22 protein-coding genes and 1 tRNA gene are annotated in these 22,091 nt (G+C 51.4%); 12 read left to right on the top strand and 11 right to left on the bottom strand.

Translation table 11 applies throughout. From position 1 onward, the window contains the following. Positions 1-32 precede the first annotated feature (32 nt). Together L6J37_RS07960 and L6J37_RS07955 are read right to left on the bottom strand one after the other, a co-directional pair. Positions 33-1,100, bottom strand: coding sequence for an AI-2E family transporter (locus tag L6J37_RS07960; protein WP_237794721.1), 1,068 nt, complete (start codon positions 1,098-1,100; stop codon positions 33-35). Between the two features lie 7 nt (positions 1,101-1,107). Next, complete coding sequence (locus L6J37_RS07955) at positions 1,108-1,335, bottom strand: sulfurtransferase TusA family protein (protein ID WP_237794852.1); 228 nt, start codon at positions 1,333-1,335, stop codon at positions 1,108-1,110. A gap of 157 nt (positions 1,336-1,492) precedes the next feature. On the opposite strand from L6J37_RS07955, the gene L6J37_RS07950 reads away from it, so the two are divergent. The 4 genes from L6J37_RS07950 (at position 1,493) to L6J37_RS07935 (ending at position 4,474) form a co-directional block, all read left to right on the top strand. Continuing rightward, positions 1,493-2,965, top strand: a complete 1,473-nt coding sequence (locus L6J37_RS07950) for a beta-barrel assembly-enhancing protease (RefSeq protein ID WP_237794719.1) — start codon at positions 1,493-1,495, stop codon at positions 2,963-2,965. Positions 2,966-3,073: 108 nt separating this feature from the next. Next, positions 3,074-3,424: an arsenate reductase (glutaredoxin) gene (arsC, locus tag L6J37_RS07945; protein WP_192014578.1), complete on the top strand. Its 351-nt coding sequence runs from the start codon at positions 3,074-3,076 to the stop codon at positions 3,422-3,424. Then, positions 3,424-4,002 carry an NAD(P)H:quinone oxidoreductase gene (wrbA, locus tag L6J37_RS07940; RefSeq protein ID WP_192014577.1) on the top strand — a complete coding sequence of 193 codons (579 nt, stop codon included), beginning with the start codon at positions 3,424-3,426 and terminating at the stop codon, positions 4,000-4,002. The genes arsC and wrbA overlap by 1 nt, the downstream gene beginning before the upstream one ends. Before the next feature lie 46 nt (positions 4,003-4,048). Beyond that, entirely contained in the window at positions 4,049-4,474 is a 426-nt protein-coding gene (locus L6J37_RS07935) for a DUF2069 domain-containing protein (RefSeq protein ID WP_192014576.1), read from the top strand. 71 nt (positions 4,475-4,545) lie between these two features. Here the strand turns inward: L6J37_RS07935 and L6J37_RS07930 are convergent, their stop codons facing one another. Then, positions 4,546-5,682: a DUF2066 domain-containing protein gene (locus L6J37_RS07930; protein ID WP_237794718.1), complete on the bottom strand. Its 1,137-nt coding sequence runs from the start codon at positions 5,680-5,682 to the stop codon at positions 4,546-4,548. 455 nt (positions 5,683-6,137) lie between these two features. Here L6J37_RS07930 and L6J37_RS07925 point away from each other — a divergent pair, with 455 nt between their 5' ends. Next, a complete protein-coding gene (locus L6J37_RS07925; protein WP_192014574.1) occupies positions 6,138-7,388 on the top strand; it encodes a uracil-xanthine permease family protein in 1,251 nt (416 codons plus the stop codon). A 76-nt stretch (positions 7,389-7,464) separates the two neighbouring features. Here L6J37_RS07925 and upp read toward each other — a convergent pair whose 3' ends face one another. Beyond that, complete coding sequence (upp, locus tag L6J37_RS07920; RefSeq protein ID WP_192014573.1) at positions 7,465-8,091, bottom strand: uracil phosphoribosyltransferase; 627 nt, start codon at positions 8,089-8,091, stop codon at positions 7,465-7,467. A 194-nt stretch (positions 8,092-8,285) separates the two neighbouring features. On the opposite strand from upp, the gene purM reads away from it, so the two are divergent. Together purM and purN are read left to right on the top strand one after the other, a co-directional pair. After that, the gene (purM, locus tag L6J37_RS07915; protein ID WP_192014572.1) at positions 8,286-9,326 is read left to right on the top strand and encodes a phosphoribosylformylglycinamidine cyclo-ligase; all 1,041 of its coding nucleotides are present in this window, start codon (positions 8,286-8,288) and stop codon (positions 9,324-9,326) included. Between the two features lie 3 nt (positions 9,327-9,329). Further along, positions 9,330-9,974, top strand: coding sequence for a phosphoribosylglycinamide formyltransferase (gene purN / locus L6J37_RS07910; protein ID WP_192014571.1), 645 nt, complete (start codon positions 9,330-9,332; stop codon positions 9,972-9,974). Positions 9,975-10,039: 65 nt separating this feature from the next. Here purN and L6J37_RS07905 read toward each other — a convergent pair whose 3' ends face one another. Together L6J37_RS07905 and lpcA are read right to left on the bottom strand one after the other, a co-directional pair. Next, a complete protein-coding gene (locus L6J37_RS07905) occupies positions 10,040-10,852 on the bottom strand; it encodes a class II glutamine amidotransferase (RefSeq protein WP_237794716.1) in 813 nt (270 codons plus the stop codon). 30 nt (positions 10,853-10,882) lie between these two features. Next, positions 10,883-11,467 carry a D-sedoheptulose 7-phosphate isomerase gene (lpcA, locus tag L6J37_RS07900; RefSeq protein WP_120510134.1) on the bottom strand — a complete coding sequence of 195 codons (585 nt, stop codon included), beginning with the start codon at positions 11,465-11,467 and terminating at the stop codon, positions 10,883-10,885. A 357-nt stretch (positions 11,468-11,824) separates the two neighbouring features. Here lpcA and fadE point away from each other — a divergent pair, with 357 nt between their 5' ends. Continuing rightward, entirely contained in the window at positions 11,825-14,278 is a 2,454-nt protein-coding gene (gene fadE / locus L6J37_RS07895) for an acyl-CoA dehydrogenase FadE (RefSeq protein ID WP_192014569.1), read from the top strand. A gap of 161 nt (positions 14,279-14,439) precedes the next feature. On the opposite strand, the gene L6J37_RS07890 is transcribed toward fadE, so the two are convergent. Both L6J37_RS07890 and dnaQ read right to left on the bottom strand, forming a co-directional pair. Then, complete coding sequence (locus L6J37_RS07890) at positions 14,440-15,696, bottom strand: TIGR03503 family protein (protein WP_192014568.1); 1,257 nt, start codon at positions 15,694-15,696, stop codon at positions 14,440-14,442. A 7-nt stretch (positions 15,697-15,703) separates the two neighbouring features. Further along, a complete protein-coding gene (dnaQ, locus tag L6J37_RS07885; RefSeq protein ID WP_218383886.1) occupies positions 15,704-16,435 on the bottom strand; it encodes a DNA polymerase III subunit epsilon in 732 nt (243 codons plus the stop codon). Between the two features lie 51 nt (positions 16,436-16,486). On the opposite strand from dnaQ, the gene rnhA reads away from it, so the two are divergent. Then, entirely contained in the window at positions 16,487-16,951 is a 465-nt protein-coding gene (gene rnhA, locus L6J37_RS07880) for a ribonuclease HI (protein ID WP_192014566.1), read from the top strand. A gap of 16 nt (positions 16,952-16,967) precedes the next feature. Here the strand turns inward: rnhA and L6J37_RS07875 are convergent, their stop codons facing one another. Further along, positions 16,968-17,711 (bottom strand): methyltransferase domain-containing protein, encoded by a 744-nt coding sequence (locus L6J37_RS07875; RefSeq protein WP_192014565.1) that lies wholly within the window; start codon positions 17,709-17,711, stop codon positions 16,968-16,970. Between the two features lie 38 nt (positions 17,712-17,749). On the opposite strand from L6J37_RS07875, the gene gloB reads away from it, so the two are divergent. From gloB to L6J37_RS07860, 3 genes are all read left to right on the top strand, one after another. Next, entirely contained in the window at positions 17,750-18,508 is a 759-nt protein-coding gene (gloB, locus tag L6J37_RS07870) for a hydroxyacylglutathione hydrolase (RefSeq protein WP_192014564.1), read from the top strand. Between the two features lie 71 nt (positions 18,509-18,579). Beyond that, complete coding sequence (locus L6J37_RS07865; RefSeq protein WP_237794715.1) at positions 18,580-20,169, top strand: LysM peptidoglycan-binding domain-containing protein; 1,590 nt, start codon at positions 18,580-18,582, stop codon at positions 20,167-20,169. Beyond that, positions 20,166-20,855 carry a YIP1 family protein gene (locus tag L6J37_RS07860; protein ID WP_192014562.1) on the top strand — a complete coding sequence of 230 codons (690 nt, stop codon included), beginning with the start codon at positions 20,166-20,168 and terminating at the stop codon, positions 20,853-20,855. Before L6J37_RS07865 ends, L6J37_RS07860 begins: the two co-directional genes overlap by 4 nt. Here L6J37_RS07860 and L6J37_RS07855 read toward each other — a convergent pair. Both L6J37_RS07855 and L6J37_RS07850 read right to left on the bottom strand, forming a co-directional pair. Further along, positions 20,821-21,678, bottom strand: a complete 858-nt coding sequence (locus L6J37_RS07855; RefSeq protein ID WP_192014561.1) for an endonuclease/exonuclease/phosphatase family protein — start codon at positions 21,676-21,678, stop codon at positions 20,821-20,823. The two genes, L6J37_RS07860 and L6J37_RS07855, sit on opposite strands and share 35 nt — an antisense overlap. A gap of 316 nt (positions 21,679-21,994) precedes the next feature. After that, positions 21,995-22,071 (bottom strand) — tRNA-Trp (locus tag L6J37_RS07850). Positions 22,072-22,091 lie beyond the last annotated feature (20 nt).

Here is a 22,091-nt window from a genome sequence, read left to right as displayed (position 1 = left end):
GACTAGCTGTGTGCTGACTAGCTAAGTGATGGTTAATCGGCCTCTTCGCCATGATCTGTGGCCGGTAAAGCATTCCAAACGGCCTTCACCAGTGTGGCTAACGGAATCGCAAAGAACACCCCCCAGAAGCCCCATAACCCGCCAAAGACCAGCACGGAAATAATGATAGCGACCGGATGAAGATTCACCGCTTCAGAAAAGAGGACAGGCACCAGCACATTACCATCCAGCGTCTGAATAATGCCGTAGGCCACCAGCAGCCACCAGAAGTCTGGCGTCAGCCCCCACTGGAACAGCCCGACCATAGCGACAGGCAAAGTCACCGCTGCCGCGCCTATATATGGAATCAATACCGAGAAACCCACCAGCACAGCCAGTAACAAGGCATAACGCAAATCAAGCAGCGCAAAAGTGATGTAACTGACAGTACCGACAATAAAAATTTCAGTGACCTTACCGCGGATATAATTTGAAATCTGCTGGTTCATTTCAGCGCCTACCTTACTGGCCAGGCGACGGTTGCGAGGCAGTATGCGGCTGAAAGCACTGAGCATCTCATCCTTGTCTTTCAGCAAGAAAAAGACCAGTAAGGGCACCAAAATCAGATAGACAGCCAGTGTCGCCAGGCTCAACAGCGATGCCACTGAGCCTTTCAGAGCACTCTCGCCCATACCCAGCACTTTTGCGCGAAGGCTGGTCATCACAGTCGTTATCTGCTCCGGCTGAACCAGTTCAGGGTATCGCTCTGGCAGGCTGGACACATAATGCTGCAGATCGTTAAACATACTCGGCATATCAGAAAGCAAATTACTGATCTGATGCCAAATAACAGGAATCAACACGAAAACGGCCATCACCATTAACCCGGCGAACAGCAATATGACCAGAGTGACGGCCAGCGTTCGTGGCACTTTCATCCGGGTCAGATACATCACCGGCCATTCCAGTAAGTAAGCGAGCACTATTGCAGCAAGCAAAGGCGCGATGAGGTTGCCGAAAAAATAGATGGTGATGAAGCCCACCAAGAGGATCGCCACCAAACTGACCGCGTGGGGGTCAGAAAATCTGCGCTGATACCAGCGACTAATCATTTCGAGCATATGAGCGTCACAACCTTCTAGTAACGGTAATCACAAGTAACTGTGGGTTATCTGATTGAATATGAACCTGAAACCCATGATTCAACAAATAGCGTGGTATATCTTTTCTTGAGCCGGCATCACAGATATGTATCTCCAACGGCTGCCCGGCTTTGAGCAGACGGCAAGTGCGCTTTGCCGTCAGTAAGGCCAGCGGGCAACGGGTATCGGTTAAATCCAGCTTAGATATTTCCATTCTCAGGCACAGGCGGTTATTATCCAACAAGTTATTGTAAATAACATTATGACGACAAGAAAGAAACACCCTGGAGCTTTTGTTGTCATACCTGTAAGCGCGCAGATTGATTAACTGCAAATCCCGCAGCAACCGGAATATCAACATACGAATGAAGATGATCACCTTTTCTAAGCTTCGATTTGTCAAAAAGCCAGTTTGTTTGCTGCTGTGTGCTCTGCTTAGCACAGCGCCAGTGAGCTGGGCTGAGGCTTCTTTGGAAGATCTGCCCGAGATCGGAACAACGGCCGCCGCGACACTGACCATCGAAAAAGAGCTGGAGTACGGTGATGCTTATATGCGCTTGCTGCGAGCCAGTAAACCTATCATTAATGACCCTTTACTGTCCGAATATGTCAAAGATCTGGGGCACAGATTAGTGGCCAATGCGCAGGATGTGCGCACTCCGTTTGAGTTTTTTCTGATTCAGAACCGGGAAGTGAACGCCTTTGCTTTTTTTGGCGGCCACGTTGCCCTGCACAGCGGACTGTTCTTGCATGCCCAAAGTGAAAGTGAGCTGGCCTCTGTGATGGCGCACGAAATTGCCCACATCACTCAGCGCCATCTGGCCAGAAGCATGGAAGATCAAGCCAAGAAATCACCTGCCACTATGGCTGCTCTGATTGGCTCACTCATGCTGGCGATTGCCTCACCGGAAGCAGGTATTGCTGCCATGCAGGCGACCACCGCCGCCTCAGTGCAAGGCCAGATAAACTATACTCGCAGCAATGAGATGGAAGCAGACCGCATTGGCATTGCGACCTTAGCCAAAGCCGGGTTTGATGTTCAGGCTATGCCGGGCTTTTTTGGCCGTTTAGCCGACCAGTACCGATACGCCAGTACGCCACCTGCTATGTTGCTGACTCACCCATTACCGGAATCCCGTATTGCTGATACCCGAAGCCGCGCTGCTCAGTATCCGCCTCGCCGTGTAGCCGTTTCGGAAAACTATCTGCTGGCTCAGGCCAGAATCATCGCGCGATATGCCAATCTGGACAGCCGAAATGCGCTGGACTGGTTCAACCGCAAAGGAAAAGAGGCACACGGCGCCACCCTGATGGCAGTAAATTACGGCAAGGCTGTAGTGTATATGGACAGCGGAAAATATGACCAGGCACGTGAATTGCTGATGCCGCTGCTGCAGGCCGAGCCAGGTAACCGTTTCTTTATTGATTCTGCAACCGATTTAGATTTGTTCCAGAAACGCTATGACAGTGCCATTAACCGGTTACAGCACGCGCTTAAGTCCAACCCGGAAAATGCCGTCCTCAGGCTCAACCTGGCCCACGCCCTCCTTGAAGCAGGCCGGGCGAAAGACAGCCTGTCGCTGTTAAGCCGCTTTACCTATGATAATCCAGCCGATATCAACGGCTGGGGGATGCTGGCCGAGGCTTATGCCGGCATCGGACGCAGAGACGGTGAGCTGGCAGCACGTGCGGAAGTAATGGCATTACGCGGCGACTGGGAAAAAGCGATCCAGAATTATATTCAGGCCAGCCAGATAGTCGATGTCGGCTCGCTGGATCAGGCCAGATATGACGCACGCATCGATCAGCTGCGTCTGGCACGAGCCAGATTTGCCGATCTCTGATCAAAGCGGCACGTCACCTTAATATCCGTTATTTAGCCCGCTGATTCTGGCGGGCTTTACCTTAACAACTTTACCTAACAATTAGATACCGACAATCCGGGAGCTATTATGTCTGTCACTATTTATCACAATCCACGCTGCTCAAAAAGCCGGGAAACTTTAAACCTGCTTGAAAGCAAAGGCATCCAGCCAGACATTATTAAGTATCTGGAAGAGACGCCTTCCGCTGAGCAATTAGCCGAGCTGCAGCGAAAGCTGGGATTTGACTCTGCCCGCCAGATGATGCGCACCAAAGAAGACATCTACAAAGAACTGAATCTGGCCGACGACTCAGTCTCTGAGCAGGCGCTGCGTGACGCTATGGTTGCCCACCCCAAACTGATTGAGCGCCCTATCGTGGTCAAAGGTGACAAAGCGGCGCTTGGCCGTCCGCCTGAGCAAGTACTGGATATCCTCTGATGCTGCCCATTCTGGTGCTCTACTATAGCCGCCATGGCAGCACCCGCCAGCTCGCCAGACAGATAGCACGAGGCATTGGCCAGATTGAGGGGTGTGAGGCGGTACTGCGTACCGTCCCTGAGATACGTGCAAACGGCGAGCTGGAAAACGCTCAGGACAACGGCGATCCCTTTGTGACTGTCGCTGATCTGGAGCAGTGCCAGGGGCTGGCCCTGGGCAGCCCTGTTCGCTTTGGCAATATGGCCGCGCCACTGAAACACTTCATCGACAGTACCAGTGCGCAATGGCTCTCGGGCAGCCTGATTGGCAAACCTGCCTGCGTGTTTACCGCATCGTCTTCAATGCATGGCGGACAGGAGACAACACTGCAGTCCATGCTGTTACCGCTTCTGCATCACGGCATGCTGGTATTAGGACTGCCTTACTCCGAACCACTGCTGCATACCACCCAGTCTGGCGGTACTCCCTATGGTGCCTCACACCTCAATCAGAACGACGGACTGACACCAGATGAAGCCGCTCTGGCGCAAGCGTTAGGCAAAAGGCTGGCACAAACGGCCAGGCAATTACATCAATAAGTATTATCCAGTCGCACCTGCGCAGTTTTAGGATACGGATACCAATATGAAACCGATGAGCCCTTCAACACAGAAATTACGCTACTTCGCACTGACAGCCAACCTGTCTCTGCTGCTGTGGGTTTTTCTGTGGCAGAGCGTGATTTCGCCCCACCCGCACCTGAACAACTATGTGGTTGCCGGGATGTGGATACTGCCTTTGCTGCTGCCTCTCAAAGGAATGCTGCAAGGTAAGCCTTACACCCACGCCTGGGCAAACTTCATTCTGATGTTCTATTTTCTGCATGCCCTGACGCTGCTTTGGATTGACGGCGGAGAGCGCTGGCTGGCCTTGATTGAACTCGGACTGGCCACCGCGGCTTTTTTCGCCAACATTCTGTTTGCACGGACACGGAGCCGGGAATTGGGCAACAAGCTTAAAAAACTGTCTCAGGTTGAGCGGGAAGAGCGGGAAGCCCACGGCGATAAGTAAAGACAATGAGATGAAAAAAGCCCCCGGCACTCAGCCTGGGGGCTTTTTTACGATAATTTTCTGCAATAGTATCAGGCGCTTGGGTTCCAGTAATACAAACCGATGCTGGATGTTGCAGCCTGAGTGCCAGACACATCCAGCTGAGACAAGGGCTCAGACGCCGATCCTTCTCTGGAGGTCGGCACTATCATACCTTCCTGCTTCGCTGGAGTTGTATCCTCTGCGGATTGATTATCAAAGGCGACATCACGCACCAGCGACGCAGCCGGCTGTGCCTGAATCCTGGGTTCCATACTCAACTCGCGGGCAAACACCTGTTCGTTGCTCAACAGCTGAATCGCAAAGCGGACCTTATCACCCTGCAAATGGCTGGCATTCACAGAGGCCACTGAGCTGAGATCTTTCAGCAGTTTCTCAAGCAGAAAAAAGTCTTCAACCCGGCGCACATTAGCCACGTCAATGGCAAAACCGCCTTCGGTGGCACCACCCAGCTGGACGGCATAGCGTGATGCCAGATTGTCGGCAACCTGATCCATCATCGCCGTAATGGCCGCCACACTGTCTCCACTGTTACGCCCCTCAAGTGATGCTGAGTTGCCATCCAGCATGGCTGCCGGTGAACTCGGATACAGTTGCCAGGCCAGCTGCATGCTGTCGCTGCGACGCTGAACACGCGCAATCAGTACTGCATCGGGCTGATAACGAGTGCTGGCATTCGCAATTGGCTGCGAAAATCCGCCCCACAAATCCGGCACACTGATAGCGGTCACGTCCTGAAAATCACCGATGGGCAGCAGCACTGGCACACCACGGTGCGCCGCCGCCAGGTTCAGACTAGCTTGCAGGCTATTACCGGACTGATCCCACACTATCGCGCGATCACGATTAGCCTCTTCCACCAGCCAGACAAGCACAGTGGGTCGTTGCTCGGACCAAAACGTGGCACTGGCCTGAGTCAGCAGTGTACGGATTTTCTCGCTGTCAAAACTGATTTCCAGCACCGGCTGTCCCTGCTCATTGCCGTAACCCAGCTGGCTGACATAAGAGCTGCTGTTTTCCAGCGCTTTCCGGATAACGTCATTGCTGACGATGTCTCGCTGCCCGGACACTTTCACCAGCACTTGTTGTAAGGCGGCAACCCGTGCGGTTCGCTCCGTTTGCCGGTCGGAATCAGGCAGAGGCACCTGCGCCTGATATAAAGTATTCACTGTAGCCGCCTGCAGCGGCAAAGCCATGAGCGCTACAAGAAAAAAAGCAACACGCCACATAAATCACTCGTCGAATATCATTGTAAATAAAGGATGAGAATCATCCTGTTGTGAGAGTTATGACTGCAGTGAGCCATAACCTGACGTCAGCAAATTGACAGGGCTCACTATACCTTAGCTAGCGACAAATGACGTTATTTACCATAAAAAAATACCAAAAACGGGGACAAGTTAGCTTTCTTTCTTCAGACAGATTAACCTTGCATCAGAGGTTCTCGTCCTGAACAAACTTACTACGCGTATCGCAAGATGAAATCATAGACAGTCCGCCAGCTTTAGCCTTTCACGCCACACTAATAACAAGACTATAAAATTAATATTCAGGATCATTGGGGAAACGTTTGCGCTTGTGCTAGCATTGCGCGATTTTTTTATACCAAGGGAGATTCGTGACAATGATGCAGATATTACAAGGTGTGCAGATGCTTTTTGTAGCATTTGGTGCGCTGGTTCTGGTGCCGCTTTTAACCGGACTGGATCCCAACGTCGCGCTGTTCGGCGCCGGTATCGGCACCTTACTTTTCCAGGTCATCACCAAACGCAGTGTCCCCATCTTCCTTGCTTCCTCTTTTGCTTTCATCGCTCCCATCCTTTACGGCGTCCAAACCTGGGGGATCCCTGCGACACTCGGTGGCCTGATGATGGCCGGGGTGATCTACCTGATCATGGCCAGTGTGATTAAAGTCCGCGGGGTCGGCATTATCCATAAACTGCTTCCGCCTGTGGTGGTCGGCCCCGTCATCATGGTGATCGGGTTAGGGCTGGCACCTGCGGCAGTCAACATGGCGCTGGGAAAAAGTGGTGATGGCGCCATCCAGATTGTAAACGGCGATGTGGCTTTGTGGATTGCCAGTATCTCGCTGCTCGTGACTATTCTGGTCAGCGTACTCGCCAAAGGCATTTTCAAGCTCGTGCCTATCATCTCAGGTATTCTGGCCGGTTATGCCACCAGCCTGGCATTCGGTGTGGTCGATTTCACACCGGTACAGCAAGCAAGCTGGCTGGCCATGCCGAATTTCACCATGCCAGAATTCAATATCAATGCCATTCTGTTCATGATCCCTGTGGCGATTGCCCCGGCTGTTGAACACGTCGGTGACATGCTGGCCATTTCGAATGTGACGGGCAAAGACTATCTCAAAAAACCGGGTCTGCACCGCACCATGGCCGGTGACGGCGTGGCAACCATTGCCGCATCCATGTTTGGCGCGCCGCCTAATACCACTTATTCAGAAGTCACAGGTGCCGTTATGCTAACCAAAGCATTCAACCCGGCCATCATGACCTGGAGCGCTGTCACTGCCATCATTCTGGCTTTTGTCGGTAAGCTGGGCGCCACACTGCAAACCATACCTGTGCCTGTGATGGGAGGTATCATGATTTTGCTGTTCGGCTCTATCGCGACAGTAGGGCTGAATACTCTGATTAAGCATCAGGTCGATCTGCACAAATCACGCAATCTGGTGATTGTGGCTGTGACTCTGGTGTTCGGTATTGGCGGCATGGCGTTTGGCATTGGCGAATTCAGCCTGCAGGGCATCAGCTTGTGCGGTATCGTTGCCATTGTCCTGAACCTGGTGCTGCCGAAAGACTTGGGTGAAAGCAAAGTGGTGGATAATGCACAAATGGGTTCTAACGACGTCTGATCCCATTATTCTGAGCCAATAGACAGAGTCAAAAAAACCGGCGAACTGCCGGTTTTTTTATGCGCATTAACTGCTGTTACTTAGTGCCAAAGATTTTGTCACCGGCATCACCCAGACCTGGGACGATATAGCCTTTGTCGTTCAGCTTCTGATCGATAGCCGCTGTGTACAGCTCTACATCCGGGTGCGCTTTCTCAAGAGCCGCAATGCCCTCAGGCGCTGCCACCAGCACCAGCACTTTAATGGCATTACAGCCGTGCTCTTTCAGCAAATCAATAGTGGCAATCATAGAACCACCGGTCGCCAGCATAGGATCAACCACCAGCGCCATACGCTCATCAATGTTTGATGCCAGCTTATGGAAATAAGGCACAGGCTCCAGCGTTTCCTCATCACGATAAATACCGACAGTACTGATGCGGGCACTTGGCATATGTTCCAGCACACCGTCCATCATACCCAGGCCGGCACGCAGAATCGGCACCACTGTCACTTTCTTACCTTTGATTTGATCAACCTCAACCGGGCCATTCCAACCTTCAATGGTAATTGTCTCTGTTTCGAAGTCAGACGTCGCTTCATAAGTCAGCAGGCTTCCCACCTCTGTCGCCAGCTCGCGGAACCGCTTGGTGCTGATGTCGGCTTCACGCATCAGGCCAATTTTATGCTTCACCAGCGGATGTTTTACCTCAACGACTTTCATCTTGGACTCCTACACAACAAAATTTCAAAAAAATCGATCTATTATACACTAGTCCATAGTCTTACAGGTAGGGAATAGCAGCTTATCTGCTTAGCATTCCTCCACCAGGAATATTTGACGCAAACGTTTTCCTTTCCGCCCTGACTGCTGTTATCATACTGCGGATTTTGCGATTTAACCGGTGAGGATCTGTTGTGAGCGGTAATCATTCTTCTCTTAGTTACAAAGATGCAGGTGTCGATATTGATGCAGGGAATGCCTTGGTTGATCGAATCAAAGGTGTAGTCAAACGCACAACTCGTCCTGAAGTCATGGGTGGTCTGGGTGGATTTGGCGCCCTGTGCTCACTGCCGACCAAGTACAAAGAACCTGTACTTGTTTCTGGCACAGACGGGGTAGGAACCAAGCTGCGTCTGGCGATGGATCTGAAAAAGCACGACACCATTGGTATCGACCTGGTCGCCATGTGTGTGAACGATCTGATCGTACAGGGTGCAGAACCACTGTTTTTCCTCGACTACTATGCAACGGGTAAGCTGGACGTAGACACAGCAGCAAGCGTAGTGAGCGGTATCGGTGAAGGTTGTGTACAGTCTGGCTGTGCATTGATCGGTGGTGAAACGGCAGAAATGCCGGGCATGTACCATGGTGAAGATTACGACGTAGCCGGATTTTGTGTCGGTGTCGTGGAAAAGTCTGAGATCATCGATGGCACCAAAGTGAAAGCAGGCGATGCACTGATTGCCGTCGCATCCAGTGGCCCGCACTCAAACGGCTATTCTCTGATCCGTAAAATCCTTGAAGTGTCTCAAGCCGATCTGACTCAGGATCTGGAAGGTAGACCTTTAGCTGACCACCTGCTGGAGCCAACCCGCATTTACGTGAAATCCGTACTGAAGATGATGGAAAGCTGCGAACTGCACGCCATCTCTCACATTACCGGTGGCGGTTTCTGGGAGAACATCCCACGCGTACTGCCACAAGGTACAAAAGCGATCATTGATGGCAAAAGCTGGGAGTGGCCGGCTGTATTCAACTGGCTGCAAACCGCGGGCAATGTGGAAACGCATGAAATGTACCGTACCTTTAACTGTGGTGTTGGCCTGGTCATTGCCCTGCCTCAGACACAGGCGGAGCAAGCTGTTGCCCTGCTCAACGCTGAAGGTGAGAGCGCCTGGCTGCTGGGAACCATTGCGGATGCTGCCGAGGGTGAAGCCCAGGTGGAGATTCGCTAAACAATGAAAAACATTGTTGTCCTCATATCAGGCAGCGGCTCTAATTTACAGGCCATCATAGATGCCTGTGAAAACGGCGTGATAGATAACGGCCGCATTGCAGCCGTTATCTCCAATAAATCGGACGCCTACGGGTTGGAGCGTGCGCGACTGGCCGGTATTTCGACGGCCCATCTCGCTGCAAAAGATTACGCCGACCGCGACAGCTTTGATCGCGCGCTGGCAGATCTCATCGATGGGTATCAGCCGGACTTAGTGGTGCTAGCTGGCTACATGCGTATCCTGAGTGGCGACTTTGTCAGTCACTACCATGGCCGTATGCTGAACATCCACCCCTCCCTGCTGCCTAAGTATACCGGTCTGCACACTCACCAGCGTGCGCTGGATGCCGGCGATCAGGAACACGGCACCAGTGTGCACTTTGTCACGGAAGAGTTAGACGGTGGCCCGGTTATTCTGCAAGCCAAAGTGCCGATTTTTTCAGATGATACGGCTGAAGATGTTATGGCGCGGGTTCAGCAGCAAGAGCACAGAATTTACCCATTGGTGTGTCAGTGGTTCCTGCAAGGACGAGTGATCATGCAAGATGATGCTGCCTTGTTGGACGGCAAACGTCTGCCACAACAGGGTTACGCCTCAGAAGAGTGATCTTTCAGGTGCTGAATACAAGAATGCGGCTATAGAGCCGCATTTTTTATATCCAGAAAACAAGGTTAAGTTAGTGACGGCGGGGGATCTTCCGGTACGTCCAGCACGCGCTTATTGATCAGTTCGCCATAATGGAATACCGCAAATTCGCCCGTTGCCATTTTGTGCCAGCGCTCATCATTAGTCAGCGGCTGAGTCGCAATCACAGTCACCACATCATTCGGTGTGGTCTCTTTCTGAAAATCAATGGTGACATCTTCATCAATCAGCGAAGCTTTGCCAAAAGGTGCCCGCCGGGTGATCCAGTGCAGGTTATTAGTACAATAAGCCAGTACAAACTCACCATCACTGAGCAGCATGTTATATACACCGAGCTTCCTCAGCTCATCGCAACACTCAGCCACCACCTCAAAGATCTGGCTCCAGTCATCCGGTGGCTGAGGAAATTTGCTGTCAATCTGATTCATCAACCAGCAAAAGGCAATTTCACTGTCTGTATCTCCGACTGACTGATAGCGCCCCGCTTCCAGGGTATCATACCCTGTCAGCTGGCCATTATGTGCGAAGGTCCAATAGCGTCCCCATAGCTCACGGGTAAAGGGATGGGTATTTTCCAGACACACCCCACCCCGGTTCGCCTGTCTGATATGGCTGATCACTGCACAGCTTTTGATCGGATACTGTTGCACCAACTCAGCAATTTTAGAATGGCAACTGGGTTTGGGATCTTTGAATGTACGAAACCCTTTACCCTCATAGAAGGTAATGCCCCAGCCGTCTGCGTGCGGGCCTGTGCGCCCACCGCGTTGCATCAGACCGGTGAAACTGAAACAAATATCAGTAGGTACGTTGGCACTCATGCCAAGCAATTCACACATGTTTCCTTGTCCCTCAGTCAGGTTGCCGAATTACTCGGCCCCTTCCATTTCCTTTTCAACCAGCATGATAAGAATATGGATGATCTTAATGTGAATTTCCTGAATACGATCAGCATAACCAAAATGCGGCACACGAATTTCCACATCCGCAATACCGGCCATTTTGCCGCCGTCTTTGCCTGTCAGTGCAATCACTTTCATGCCTTTCGCTTTTGCCGCTTCTATGGCCTTCAAAATATTCGCTGAATTACCGGACGTTGACAAACCAAACAGTACATCGCCTTTCGCACCAACCGCTTCCAGGTAACGGGAAAACACATATTCATAACCAAAGTCGTTACTGACACAAGACAGATGGCTGGGATCAGAGATCGCAATGCCCGGATAGCCAGGACGGTTATCCCGGTAACGGCCCGTCAGCTCTTCGGCAAAATGCATCGCATCACAGTGCGAGCCGCCGTTGCCGCAGGACAAAACCTTACCGCCTTGTTTGAAAGAATCTGCCAGCAGCTTCGCGGCAGCCTGAATATCCGCCAGATTTTTTTCATCGCTGATGAATCGGTTCAGTACGTCCGCCGCTTCAGTCAGTTCGGCACGAATGAGATCTTGGTACATAGGCTTTTCTCTGTGATTTGTTGTGTAAAGCAAGGAATTCCCTGCCGGATATGCCCTGACAGGCAGTTTACCCACAAACACTAGGAAGTGTCGACTGACCGGGCAGCAATTGCAGTGATTTTCCCCTCATATCAGCGTCCCGGCGAACAGGGAAACCGATTTCCTGCCACTTTTTCCGCCTTTTTGTCGCCCCTGTCCTCCAATGGCGATGAGAACCTACTCAGCAAAATCAAAAAAAGATTTTTACATTTCGCTAAAGATTACCTTACAATCAAATCAAGTGGTATGACCTCTTACCCGAATACAAAACTCATTAAAAATACCCTAAGGGAATATCTCTAATAAGGAGAAGAAACAATGGCTACACTCGTGTACCTGCTGGGGTTGTTGGGGATAACCGGAGTGCTCGCTTATCACAGAGCCAGCCTCAGAACCTTCACCCTTGTTTTCGCCGTAGCGCTTGCTGTTGGTACTGTGCTGGATATCACCGGCGAATACAGCTGGCTGGCTTTCCTGATTATTGCATTGCCGCTGAATCTGCAGGCAATCCGTCAGAAATTACTCAGCAAACCGGCACTGAAAGCCTTCAAAGGCGTGATGCCGGAAATGTCGCGGACGGAAAAAGAAGCGATCGACGCCGGCACTGTCTGGTGGGAAGCGGATCTGTTCCGCGGTGCGCCGGACTGGAACAAGCTGCATGATATTCCTGCGCCACGCCTGAGTGCAGAAGAGAAAGCTTTCCTGGAAGGCCCGGTCAATGAAGTCTGCCGTATGGTCAATGACTTTGAAGTCACTCATGATATGGCCGATCTCCCTCCGGAAGTCTGGCAGTACCTGAAAGACAAGAAATTCTTTGCCATGATCATCAAGAAAGAGTTCGGTGGTCTGGAGTTTTCGGCTTATGCGCAATCACTGGTGCTGCAAAAGCTGTCCAGTGTGTCTATGGTGATGTCATCTACCGTTGGCGTGCCTAACTCATTAGGTCCGGGTGAGCTGCTGCAACACTACGGTACAGAAGAGCAGAAAAACCACTACCTTCCTCGCCTCGCGGCAGGTAAAGAAATTCCCTGTTTTGCTCTGACCAGTCCTGAGGCAGGCTCTGACGCCGGCGCGATTCCAGATTTCGGTATTGTCAAAAAAGGCCAGTGGCAGGGCGAAGAAATCCTGGGTATGGAGCTGACCTGGAACAAGCGTTATATCACGCTGGCTCCCGTGGCCACGGTTTTGGGTCTGGCTTTCAAGCTGTACGATCCAGAGCATTTGATGGGCGATGAAGAAGAGCTAGGTATCACCTGTGCTCTGATTCCGACGCATTTAGACGGCGTGAAGATAGGTCGCCGCCACTTCCCACTCAACGTGCCGTTCCAGAATGGTCCGACTCAGGGCGATAAAATCTTCGTTCCGCTGAGCTACATCATTGGTGGTCAGGAAATGGCAGGGCAAGGCTGGCGTATGCTGGTGGAATGCCTGTCGGTTGGCCGCGGTATCACACTGCCATCAAACACCACAGGTGGCCTGAAAACAACAGCCCTGGCAACCGGCGCCTACTCACGTATCCGTCGCCAGTTCAAGCTGCCTATCGGTAAGATGGAAGGTATTGAAGAGCCGCTGGCACGTATTGCCGGTAATGCTTATGTGCTGGACGCTGCCAGCAGCCTGACTGTCTCCGGTATTGATCTCGGTGAAAAGCCGTCGGTTATTTCTGCCATCGTGAAATACCACTGTACTCACCGCAGCCAGCGCGGAATCATAGACGCGATGGACATCATCGGCGGTAAAGGCATCTGCCTGGGTCCAAGTAACTTCCTGGCGCGTGGCTATCAGGGGGCACCTATCGCGATCACTGTGGAAGGCGCCAATATCCTGACCCGCTCCATGATTATTTATGGTCAGGGTGCCATTCGCTGTCATCCCTATGTGCTGACAGAAATGAATGCCGCCTACAACGAAGACCAGCGTCAGGCACTGATCGACTTTGACGATGCGCTGTTTGGGCATGTTGGCTTTGTGATCAGTAATTTGATGCGCTCATTCTGGCTGGGCCTGACCGACGGTCGCGGATCTTCTTCGCCGCGTAAAGACGCCACTAAACGTTATTACCAGCAATTGAACCGCTACAGTGCCAACATGGCTTTGCTGTCTGATATGTCCATGGCTGTTCTGGGTGGCTCACTGAAGCGTAAAGAACGCCTGTCGGCGCGTCTGGGTGATATCCTGAGCCAGCTGTATCTGGCTTCTGCAACCCTGAAACGTTATGCCGATGACGGCAGTAAGCAAGAAGATCTGCCGCTGGTTCACTGGGGCCTGCAGGATGCGCTGTATCAGACCGAGCAAGCCATCGACCAGTTCCTGCGCAACTTCCCTAACCGTGCCGTTGCCGGGCTGCTACGCGTGCTGATCTTGCCACGTGGTCTGTCTCGTGTTCAACCTAGCGACAAACTGGATCACAAGCTGGCCGTTATGCTGCAAACACCAAGTGAAACCCGTGACCGGTTAGGCCGCGGCCAGTTCCTTGAAGCCATTGAGACTAACCCCGTGGGTATGATGGAAGAAGCGCTGAAAGACATTCTGGCTGCTGAGCCTTTATACGACCGAGTGTGCCAGGCTGCAGGTAAAAAACTGCCGTTCATGCAGCTGGATAAAGTGGCCGACACCGGCCTGGAGTTGAAAGCTATCAACGAAGATGAAGCTGAGCTGCTGCGACGTGCTGAAACTGGTCGTCTGCGCACCATCAATGTGGATGACTTCGACCCCCAGCGTTTAGTCGCAGGCATGGCCGATACGCAGAAAAACATTGAAAATGCTGCGTAACTATTTGCTTACGTATCTGCCTGCTTGCGTAAACACATCTGCTTGTTGAAAGCACAAACCAAAAGGGAAGCATTGCGCTTCCCTTTTTCTTTTCATCTGATTCGCTGGCCTGATTAGTATAAAGCCGAGTTCAGGATTCACCGCACCTTTCCTTTACGCGGCTAGACTTTGACATCCGGTGGTATTTCCAATTTAGGCGCTTCCGGTTCTGCAGCAACCGGTTTTGTTCGCCTTTTTCTCAGCATCACAAAGACAAGCGCCATCAATACCATCACACCGTTACCCGCCAGAATCACCTTCCATGCCTGACTGCGGGCGGCCAGTTGTTCCTCAAGTCGCTGTTTTTCAGCTTCAAGTCTGGCTTTTTCTTCTTGTCGGGCACGGTACTCTGCCAGGTTCTTATCTAATTGCAGAACTGACGTAATGGCAAAATGACTTTTCTCTAACGGGAAAACCAAAGGCCGCTTTTGATAAGTATCCGTAGCATACACCCACCCAGACCAGGCATAGCTTCCAGGCTGTTGCAGGTTAGGAACGGCAACGTCCACATTGGTTGTCTCTGGCTGAGACTGTTCCTGGCTGATAGTCACGCTGCCATCCGGTGCATCCTGCTCAACATGCACCGACACAGAGCCCGGCTCAATCATGCCTTCATCAGAGGTCACCACCAACTTATGGGAATCTTCCTGCGCTCTCGCCTGAATGAAGGTGGATAATACCGGTGGCGGGTAAACCATGACCTGCTGCTCATGAGTACGGAGAAAAATACCATTGCCAGAGGTGATATTCACCCGGTATCGCCCCGGCTGGATATGTACCGGCAGGGCGACGGTGAACACACCGTCTCCGGGGGCTTCATCAAGATTCAGCCCATCATCGGCAAACTCGCCCAATGACAGAGGGGTGGGCAAAGCATCTTCAGATTGCGTTTCAGGCTCGTCCACATATTCAAAGAAGTTCACCGACATCTTGACGCTGTCGAGAAAATCCCGGTCAGTGAGCAACTCACCATCTTGTGTCAGGCGAGCAGTGAATTTGTAAGATTCGCTCTGATATAATCTTTCCGGCAACGGTGCCACATCCAGCTTCAGGTTTGAAAGCACCTTGACCTGATTCTTATCACTGACCCGGCCAACCGCCTGCCAGGGGCCCGGCATCGGGTTTTCAATCGTAATGATGTCCCTGCCCGGTTCTTCGTGCCAGGCGACATTATCCGGATGCCGCCACGGATAGTATTTCTCCCCGTCCGGCCTGACCAAGACCACATTCTGGTTCTCGGATTCTCTTTCTACCACGAAGGCCACTTGCTTGATGGTAGGATCAACCCGGAATCGGTTGTCCAGCCAGGACGCAGCCTGCACGCTTTGCGTACCAAGCAGCACCGGGATCAATGTAGACAGTAACGCTAGCCTTCGCATGCTTCTCCTATCGACGCCAGAGTGTGACGTCACCTTTTTTCTCGATGATATCTAAACGCGCTTCATGCGCTTCTAGTTCATCGGCAGAAGCACGGATAATCTTTAATGTTTTCCTTCCCGAGGCAAGACGACGTATCCCGCTTTCTGCACCGCTGTCACTTTCTTCACCGGCGGCATTTAATGCCAGTGAGGTCTGCCCGCCCGTCATCATCAGATAAACGTCGGCCAGGATCTCAGCATCGAGCAAAGCGCCATGCAGAGTACGGTGAGAGTTATCAATACCGTAGCGCGAACAAAGTATGTCCAGATTGTTGCGTTTACCCGGGAAGATTTTCTTCGCCATGTCCAGGGTATCGGTCACCGAGCAAAAGTCGGTGGTTTTTCCGATAGAAGGATCCAGCTTCCTGAATTCATAATCCATGAAGCCGATATCGAAGGGGGCGTTATGTGCGACTAGCTCAGCACCGCGGATAAAATCCATGAACTCGTGATGGATGTCAGCATAAGACGGCTTATCGCGCAGAAAATCATCCGTAATACCATGAACGGCAACGGCTTCTGGATCAATCGGCCGATCCGGTTTGATGTAGACGTGAAAAGTCCGTCCGGTGAATTTTCGGTTAACGATTTCCACAGCACCGATTTCAACGATGCGATGCCCTTCATAGTGAGGGCCGGTCATATTCATACCTGTGGTTTCGGTATCAAATACAATTATGCGTTCATTGGTGGCTTTCATAGTATCGGTTATGTCAGACTAGAGTTTTAATAAAGATGAATACTACCAAAGATGACCAAGCAGGTAGAGATTTTCACCGACGGTTCTTGCCTCGGCAACCCAGGCCCAGGCGGCTATGGCACAATTTTACGTTATAAAGGCCATGTCAAAGAGCTCAATGATGGCTTCTTCATGACCACCAATAATCGCATGGAATTGTTAGCAGCCATAGTCGGACTGGCCAGCCTCAAAGAGTCTTGCGACGTTGATTTGACCACTGATAGCCAATATGTGCGTCAGGGTATCACACAGTGGATCCACAACTGGAAAAAGCGTGGCTGGAAAACGGCAGATAAAAAACCGGTCAAAAATGCTGATCTGTGGCAGCAGTTGGAACAGGAAACGCAACGCCATCAAGTCCGCTGGCACTGGGTAAAAGGCCATGCCGGCCATCCCGAAAATGAACGCTGTGACGAGCTGGCCCGCCAGGCGGCCGAATCCCCCTCGAAAGACGATACCGGTTACCAGGAAAGCTGACTGCTCTCAGTCGGTATTATCCCGACTGCTTCTTATTAGCCTGAGTGCGGCAATTCACACTGATTGGCGTGAGTTGTCGCCGCAGCTTCCAGCTTGGCTTGATCGGCTTGAGTGGAAAGGTTCGCTTTCTGGCCACAATCAGATAAATCCCGCCGACTCCGGAGAAGGAGCCCGATAGCATACTTTCTGCCCAGGCAGAAAACGCCGGATATCTGGTGGGCGGTAATATCGCCAGGTTTTCATGAAACACGACTTCGTAATTCAGCACCCCCAGCCAGTCTTTGACCCGGATAGGCATGAACATACGCCCCGACCAAGGCGCACGTTTCCGGTTCCAGGGCAACAGCCCCCGCATACCGTGCAAGCTCAGTGGATTAAAACCTGTGATCAGCAGATAGCCGTCATCGACCAGCACCCTGTCAACTTCCCGAAGCAGAGAATGGGGATCGCCACAGAAATCCAGCTGATGCGCTAACACACAGGCATCAAAGGACTTTTCCAGAAAAGGTAATGCCATCGGATCGGCTTCAAGATTCCGAAGCGGATTATCGCGATCAATACAAACCTGATGGCGGATGTTACAATGGCCACTGACAAATTCGCAGCTCAGGCCGCCCAACTTCAGCATGTGGTAGCCAAAGAGTCTCGGCCACCATTCATCCAGCTGAGCCTGAAGCATTTGTGCCGCCCATTCTCCCTGAACCAGCTGAGACCAGGAATAGGGTGTGTCGATTTCTTTTATCGTGCGGGCTGGCTTCATAAATGATGACTCACACATCAAGGACTGGAGACAATTTCATGCTAACTATTAAGAGCATACCTGCATTTAACGACAATTACATCTGGCTAGTTCAAGGGCCGGATAATCGCTGCGTTGTTGTTGACCCGGGTGACGCCACTCCTGTTCTGGATTGCTTAAACACCAGCAATCTGACACTTGAAGCAATCCTGATTACCCATCACCATCATGATCATGTTGGCGGAATCAGTGAACTTAAGCGAGCTTTTCCTGCCTGTAAAATAGTCGGCCCCGGATCTGAGGCCATTCCCGGACTGACACAGTCTGTCGAAGATGGCGATCAGGTCGATATTTTCGACGAACGTTTCATGGTGTTAGGCTTGCCCGGCCATACCTCGGGACATATTGCCTACGTTGGCGATGGCAAACTTTTCTGCGGCGATACATTGTTCTCGGCTGGCTGTGGCCGCCTTTTTGAAGGCACAGCAGCCCAGATGTACAGTTCGTTACAAAAATTAACCGCATTGCCAGACGAAACTGAAGTTTTCTGTGCGCATGAATATACCAGTAGTAACCTGGCCTTTGCGTTAGTTGCTGAGCAGGATAATCCTCACCTGCAGCGTTACCGTGAAGAGGTCAGTCAGCGACGTGCCCGTGGAATAAGTACGATTCCAACGACTTTAGGGCTGGAAAAACGCGTCAATCCGTTTTTACGTTGTGATCAGCCAAGTATCAAAAAAGCTGTTTCAGATAAAGCGGTTAACGACAGTGACCTGGAAACCTTCGCAGCCCTCAGACGTTGGAAGGACAATTTTTGAAGGACGGTCACTTGTAACCAGCACCTTTCGCCAAGTATTATCACCTGCGATTTTGGCTAAAGGCAGGTTACATGAAATACCGATTTTTTTTAGCGAGTGCGCTGCTTCTGGCTGGTTGCCAAATAACAGGAAATTCTCAACAAGAGCCTGTGGCAACTAATCAGGAAAGTTCAGCTGCAGCGCAAAATAATAACAATACAGATACAGGCACAGCAGACAAGCCAGTGACCGCATTGGATACACCAATGGCTGATGTTGCGCCGCCGGCACCCGTGGTGACACCACAGGAACAGGATGATGCATGGCAACGCATTGCCATGCAGCTCAAGCTCGATGTCCCGGATAACAAGCGTGTCAATTACTACCGCAACTGGTATCTTCGCCACCCCGGGCATCTCACTATTGTCGCTTCACGTGCAGAACCCTTCCTCTACTACATTACTGACGCCGTCGAAAAACGTGGCATGCCGCTGGAATTGGTACTGCTGCCTATCGTAGAAAGCTCATTTGATCAGTTTGCCTATTCACATGGCCGCGCGGCCGGTTTGTGGCAAATCATCCCAGGTACTGGCCGTCAGTTTGGCCTGAAGCAAAACTGGTGGTACGACGGCCGTCGTGATGTCGTCCAGTCAACCGAAGCTGCCCTTGACCTGCTTGAGTACCTCAACCGCCGTTTCGATGGTAACTGGCTTCATGCTCTTGCCGCTTATAACTCAGGAGAAGGCAGAGTATTCCGGGCGATTCGTGAAAATAAGAAAGCCGGTAAACCTACAGACTTCTGGTCACTGGATCTGCCCAAAGAGACCAGCGGATACGTTCCCAAGCTGCTAGCTGTTGCTGACATTGTCCGTCATCAAAGCAAATACGGCGTCGATATTCCCTTCATTGCCAATGAGCCTGCGGTTGAAACCGTCGATCCAAAAACCCAAATGGATCTAGCCATGGCCGCTAAATATGCAGGACTTTCTCTTTCGGAACTGAAATCGCTCAATCCTGCTTATAATCAGTGGGCAACAGCCCCCGAAGGTCAAACGCATCTCCTGCTACCGGTCGCTAATGTCGCGACGTTCAATCAATCCTTTGAAGAGAATGGCCGACAGGGCATGAAAGTCGTGCGCTACCAGGTCAAAGCCGGGGACAGCCTGAGCGTACTGGCCAAGAAGCACCATACCTCGGTTGATCTTATTCAGCGGGCTAACAAAATGGCAGGTTCAGGCATCAGAGAGGGTAAGTATATTCTTATCCCTGTTGCTATGAATGGTGAAAATGCATTTCCAAGCCTGACCGAAGTTCGCTCCCAGGTTAGCCACGGCAGCGGATACCGCACGATTTACAAGGTGGAACCCGGTGATAGTTTGTGGACCATCGCGAAAAAGCAGAAAGTCAGTATTAAAGAGCTGATGAAGTGGAACGGCTTAAGCAAGCAATCAACGCTTCGCGTCGGACAGAAGCTGAACATCTGGAAAACCAGCCAAAACGGCGGTGTGATCAGAACGGTTTATTATGAAGTCCGAACCGGTGACAACCTCAGTGCTATCGCGGATCGGTTCAATGTAAAATTGGCAGATGTGATTAAATGGAATCAACTGGGGAGCCAAAAGTACCTCAAGCCGGGTCAAAAACTGAAGCTGTTTGTTGATGTCACTAAGGTGAGCGTATGATGCCGTCCAGCAATCCATTTATCGCTTTACTGGACTTGTTTCGCTCACCGGTAGATTGCTTTACTGCATTGCACCAGCGCCCTAAATGGGCGCTGTTACCTTATCTGTTATTGATACTCACCCCCTTTGGTTTGTGGGGCAGTTACTTTAATCAGGTCGATTTGGCCTGGCTGCAAGACACACTTCGCAACCAGTTAGCCCAGCTTACGGAAGAAAATCAGCTTGATTGGCTATCACGGGAAGTGCTGCTTGCAGGAGAAGTGTTCAGTGATATTTTCGGTCGCACTGCCAACCTCCTGCTTCTGGCACTTTGGTTGAACCTGGCGACCAAGAACAGTAAAGCACCGCAAAGTTTCGGCAAGTGGCTGGCTGCAAGCTGCTTTATTATGCTACCAACTCTGATTGGCGATCTGGCCAGCTATCTGAATGTGCTGTTCAACCCATCGCAAGTACTGCCAAACGCCGCTGATTTGAACAGCCTGAACGCTTTCATCAAACTGCCGATGAATCATCCCTGGGCCGCTTTTGCCTCTAGCATTCCTTTGCTTGCACCTTGGTATATTGCGCTTAGTTATATAGCAGTCAGCCTGTGGTGTGGTATCGAGCGTGCCAAAGCCATTGTTATTGCTACATTACCTTGGTTACTGGTCGTTACTGTTTGGCCCCTTTTGATTCTAACAGCCTGAAACGGGCGATGATTGGATGATGATCTGAGGCATCGGTTCCCGGTGCCTCAGCCTGTTCCAGTTTAAGGCCACGATAAAATAAATGATCAAGTGGCCAACCTAGAACCCGGGTACGCAGGTCTTTATCAAGGGTAACTTCATGCAGACCCAACTCTTCAATAAAACGGGTCACCACAGCCATACGCTCTTGCCGCCAGGTATTAAAGTCGCCTGCCAATAATACCGGTCCCTTGGCTTGTTCAAGCTGTTCTGACAAAGCGTTAAACTGTGCCCTGTATTCGTCCAGTCCCCACGCAAAATTTATCCCATGCAGATTCACCACCGTCAGCTGCTGCCCATTCGTCAGCGGGAATCTGGCTAGCAACGCAGACTTTGGAATACGCAACCAGGGTTCAACAGCCAGATAAGCGCATGTCTGTGCCGCCTGATGGCGCGAAAGGTTCATCACGCCCGCAGGCGTATCCAGAAAAGCAAACGCATTTGCCATCGTGACCTGCCATGGACTCTGCGCCAGATAGTGACGAAAAGACTCACTCAGCTTGGCTTCCTGGATCAACACCAGATCACTGTCTGCACTGAATGTTTCCAGTGCTGTCTGCCAAGTGTCACGTTGCTGTTTATAGATATTCCAGACTGTAACCTGAAGCATTCCATTCCGATCAATGGCCGCTTTCGGCTTAGCATCAAGACAATGAATACTATACTGTTTTCCCTGCACTGCGTCTGTCACCTGCGCTTGATCAGGGATATCAAATGAGTAATAGGTTCCGCCTCCGGCGACCAGCAGGGTTAAACCAACAACAATGGCGAGCTTTCTGAACATTCTGCACCTGCATCCATCTCTGATTTGACCATATTATCATCAGACATTTTCCACACCTAAGCGCAATTTCTGTAACTCAGATCCACTTAGAAGATAACACCCAAATACGACTCACAAATCTGTATCCATATACACTGACCGGACATATCAGAAACAACAAAGCCCCGTCCGGAGACGAGGCTTTTCAAAGTGGCAAAGGATGACGGACGATCGAACAGGCGCCTCAGCGGGCTGACGATCCAGCCGCCGACATCAGCGTAACACGCTGACTCTCAGAAACGACAAAGCCCCGTCCGAAGACGAGGCTTTTTATAAGTGGCAGGGGATGACGGATTCGAACCGCCGACATTCGGTTTTGGAGACCGACGTTCTACCGGGCTGAACTAATCCCCTGCAAGCTATTTCTAGCTAAT

The sequence above is a fragment of the Photobacterium sp. WH77 genome, assembly GCF_022014395.1.
In the GTDB taxonomy this organism is placed as follows: Bacteria; Pseudomonadota; Gammaproteobacteria; order Enterobacterales; family Vibrionaceae; genus Photobacterium; species Photobacterium arenosum.
This window is presented reverse-complemented; position numbering and strand designations above follow the sequence as displayed.

Bases quoted from the DNA above. Each gene is read 5' to 3' on its own strand.
- L6J37_RS07935 (WP_192014576.1), top strand. From the start codon at position 4,049: ATGAAACCGATGAGCCCTTCAACACAGAAATTACGCTACTTCGCACTG.
- L6J37_RS07925 (WP_192014574.1), top strand. From the start codon at position 6,138: ATGATGCAGATATTACAAGGTGTGCAGATGCTTTTTGTAGCATTTGGT.
- L6J37_RS07860 (WP_192014562.1), top strand. From the start codon at position 20,166: ATGATGCCGTCCAGCAATCCATTTATCGCTTTACTGGACTTGTTTCGC.
- upp (WP_192014573.1), bottom strand. From the start codon at position 8,091: ATGAAAGTCGTTGAGGTAAAACATCCGCTGGTGAAGCATAAAATTGGC.
- L6J37_RS07875 (WP_192014565.1), bottom strand. From the start codon at position 17,711: ATGAAGCCAGCCCGCACGATAAAAGAAATCGACACACCCTATTCCTGG.
- L6J37_RS07865 (WP_237794715.1), top strand. From the start codon at position 18,580: ATGAAATACCGATTTTTTTTAGCGAGTGCGCTGCTTCTGGCTGGTTGC.
- lpcA (WP_120510134.1), bottom strand. From the start codon at position 11,467: ATGTACCAAGATCTCATTCGTGCCGAACTGACTGAAGCGGCGGACGTA.
- arsC (WP_192014578.1), top strand. From the start codon at position 3,074: ATGTCTGTCACTATTTATCACAATCCACGCTGCTCAAAAAGCCGGGAA.
- L6J37_RS07950 (WP_237794719.1), top strand. From the start codon at position 1,493: ATGATCACCTTTTCTAAGCTTCGATTTGTCAAAAAGCCAGTTTGTTTG.
- L6J37_RS07855 (WP_192014561.1), bottom strand. From the start codon at position 21,678: ATGTTCAGAAAGCTCGCCATTGTTGTTGGTTTAACCCTGCTGGTCGCC.
- dnaQ (WP_218383886.1), bottom strand. From the start codon at position 16,435: ATGAAAGCCACCAATGAACGCATAATTGTATTTGATACCGAAACCACA.
- purN (WP_192014571.1), top strand. From the start codon at position 9,330: ATGAAAAACATTGTTGTCCTCATATCAGGCAGCGGCTCTAATTTACAG.
- L6J37_RS07955 (WP_237794852.1), bottom strand. From the start codon at position 1,335: ATGGAAATATCTAAGCTGGATTTAACCGATACCCGTTGCCCGCTGGCC.
- gloB (WP_192014564.1), top strand. From the start codon at position 17,750: ATGCTAACTATTAAGAGCATACCTGCATTTAACGACAATTACATCTGG.
- L6J37_RS07890 (WP_192014568.1), bottom strand. From the start codon at position 15,696: ATGCGAAGGCTAGCGTTACTGTCTACATTGATCCCGGTGCTGCTTGGT.
- L6J37_RS07905 (WP_237794716.1), bottom strand. From the start codon at position 10,852: ATGTGTGAATTGCTTGGCATGAGTGCCAACGTACCTACTGATATTTGT.
- rnhA (WP_192014566.1), top strand. From the start codon at position 16,487: ATGACCAAGCAGGTAGAGATTTTCACCGACGGTTCTTGCCTCGGCAAC.
- fadE (WP_192014569.1), top strand. From the start codon at position 11,825: ATGGCTACACTCGTGTACCTGCTGGGGTTGTTGGGGATAACCGGAGTG.
- wrbA (WP_192014577.1), top strand. From the start codon at position 3,424: ATGCTGCCCATTCTGGTGCTCTACTATAGCCGCCATGGCAGCACCCGC.
- L6J37_RS07960 (WP_237794721.1), bottom strand. From the start codon at position 1,100: ATGCTCGAAATGATTAGTCGCTGGTATCAGCGCAGATTTTCTGACCCC.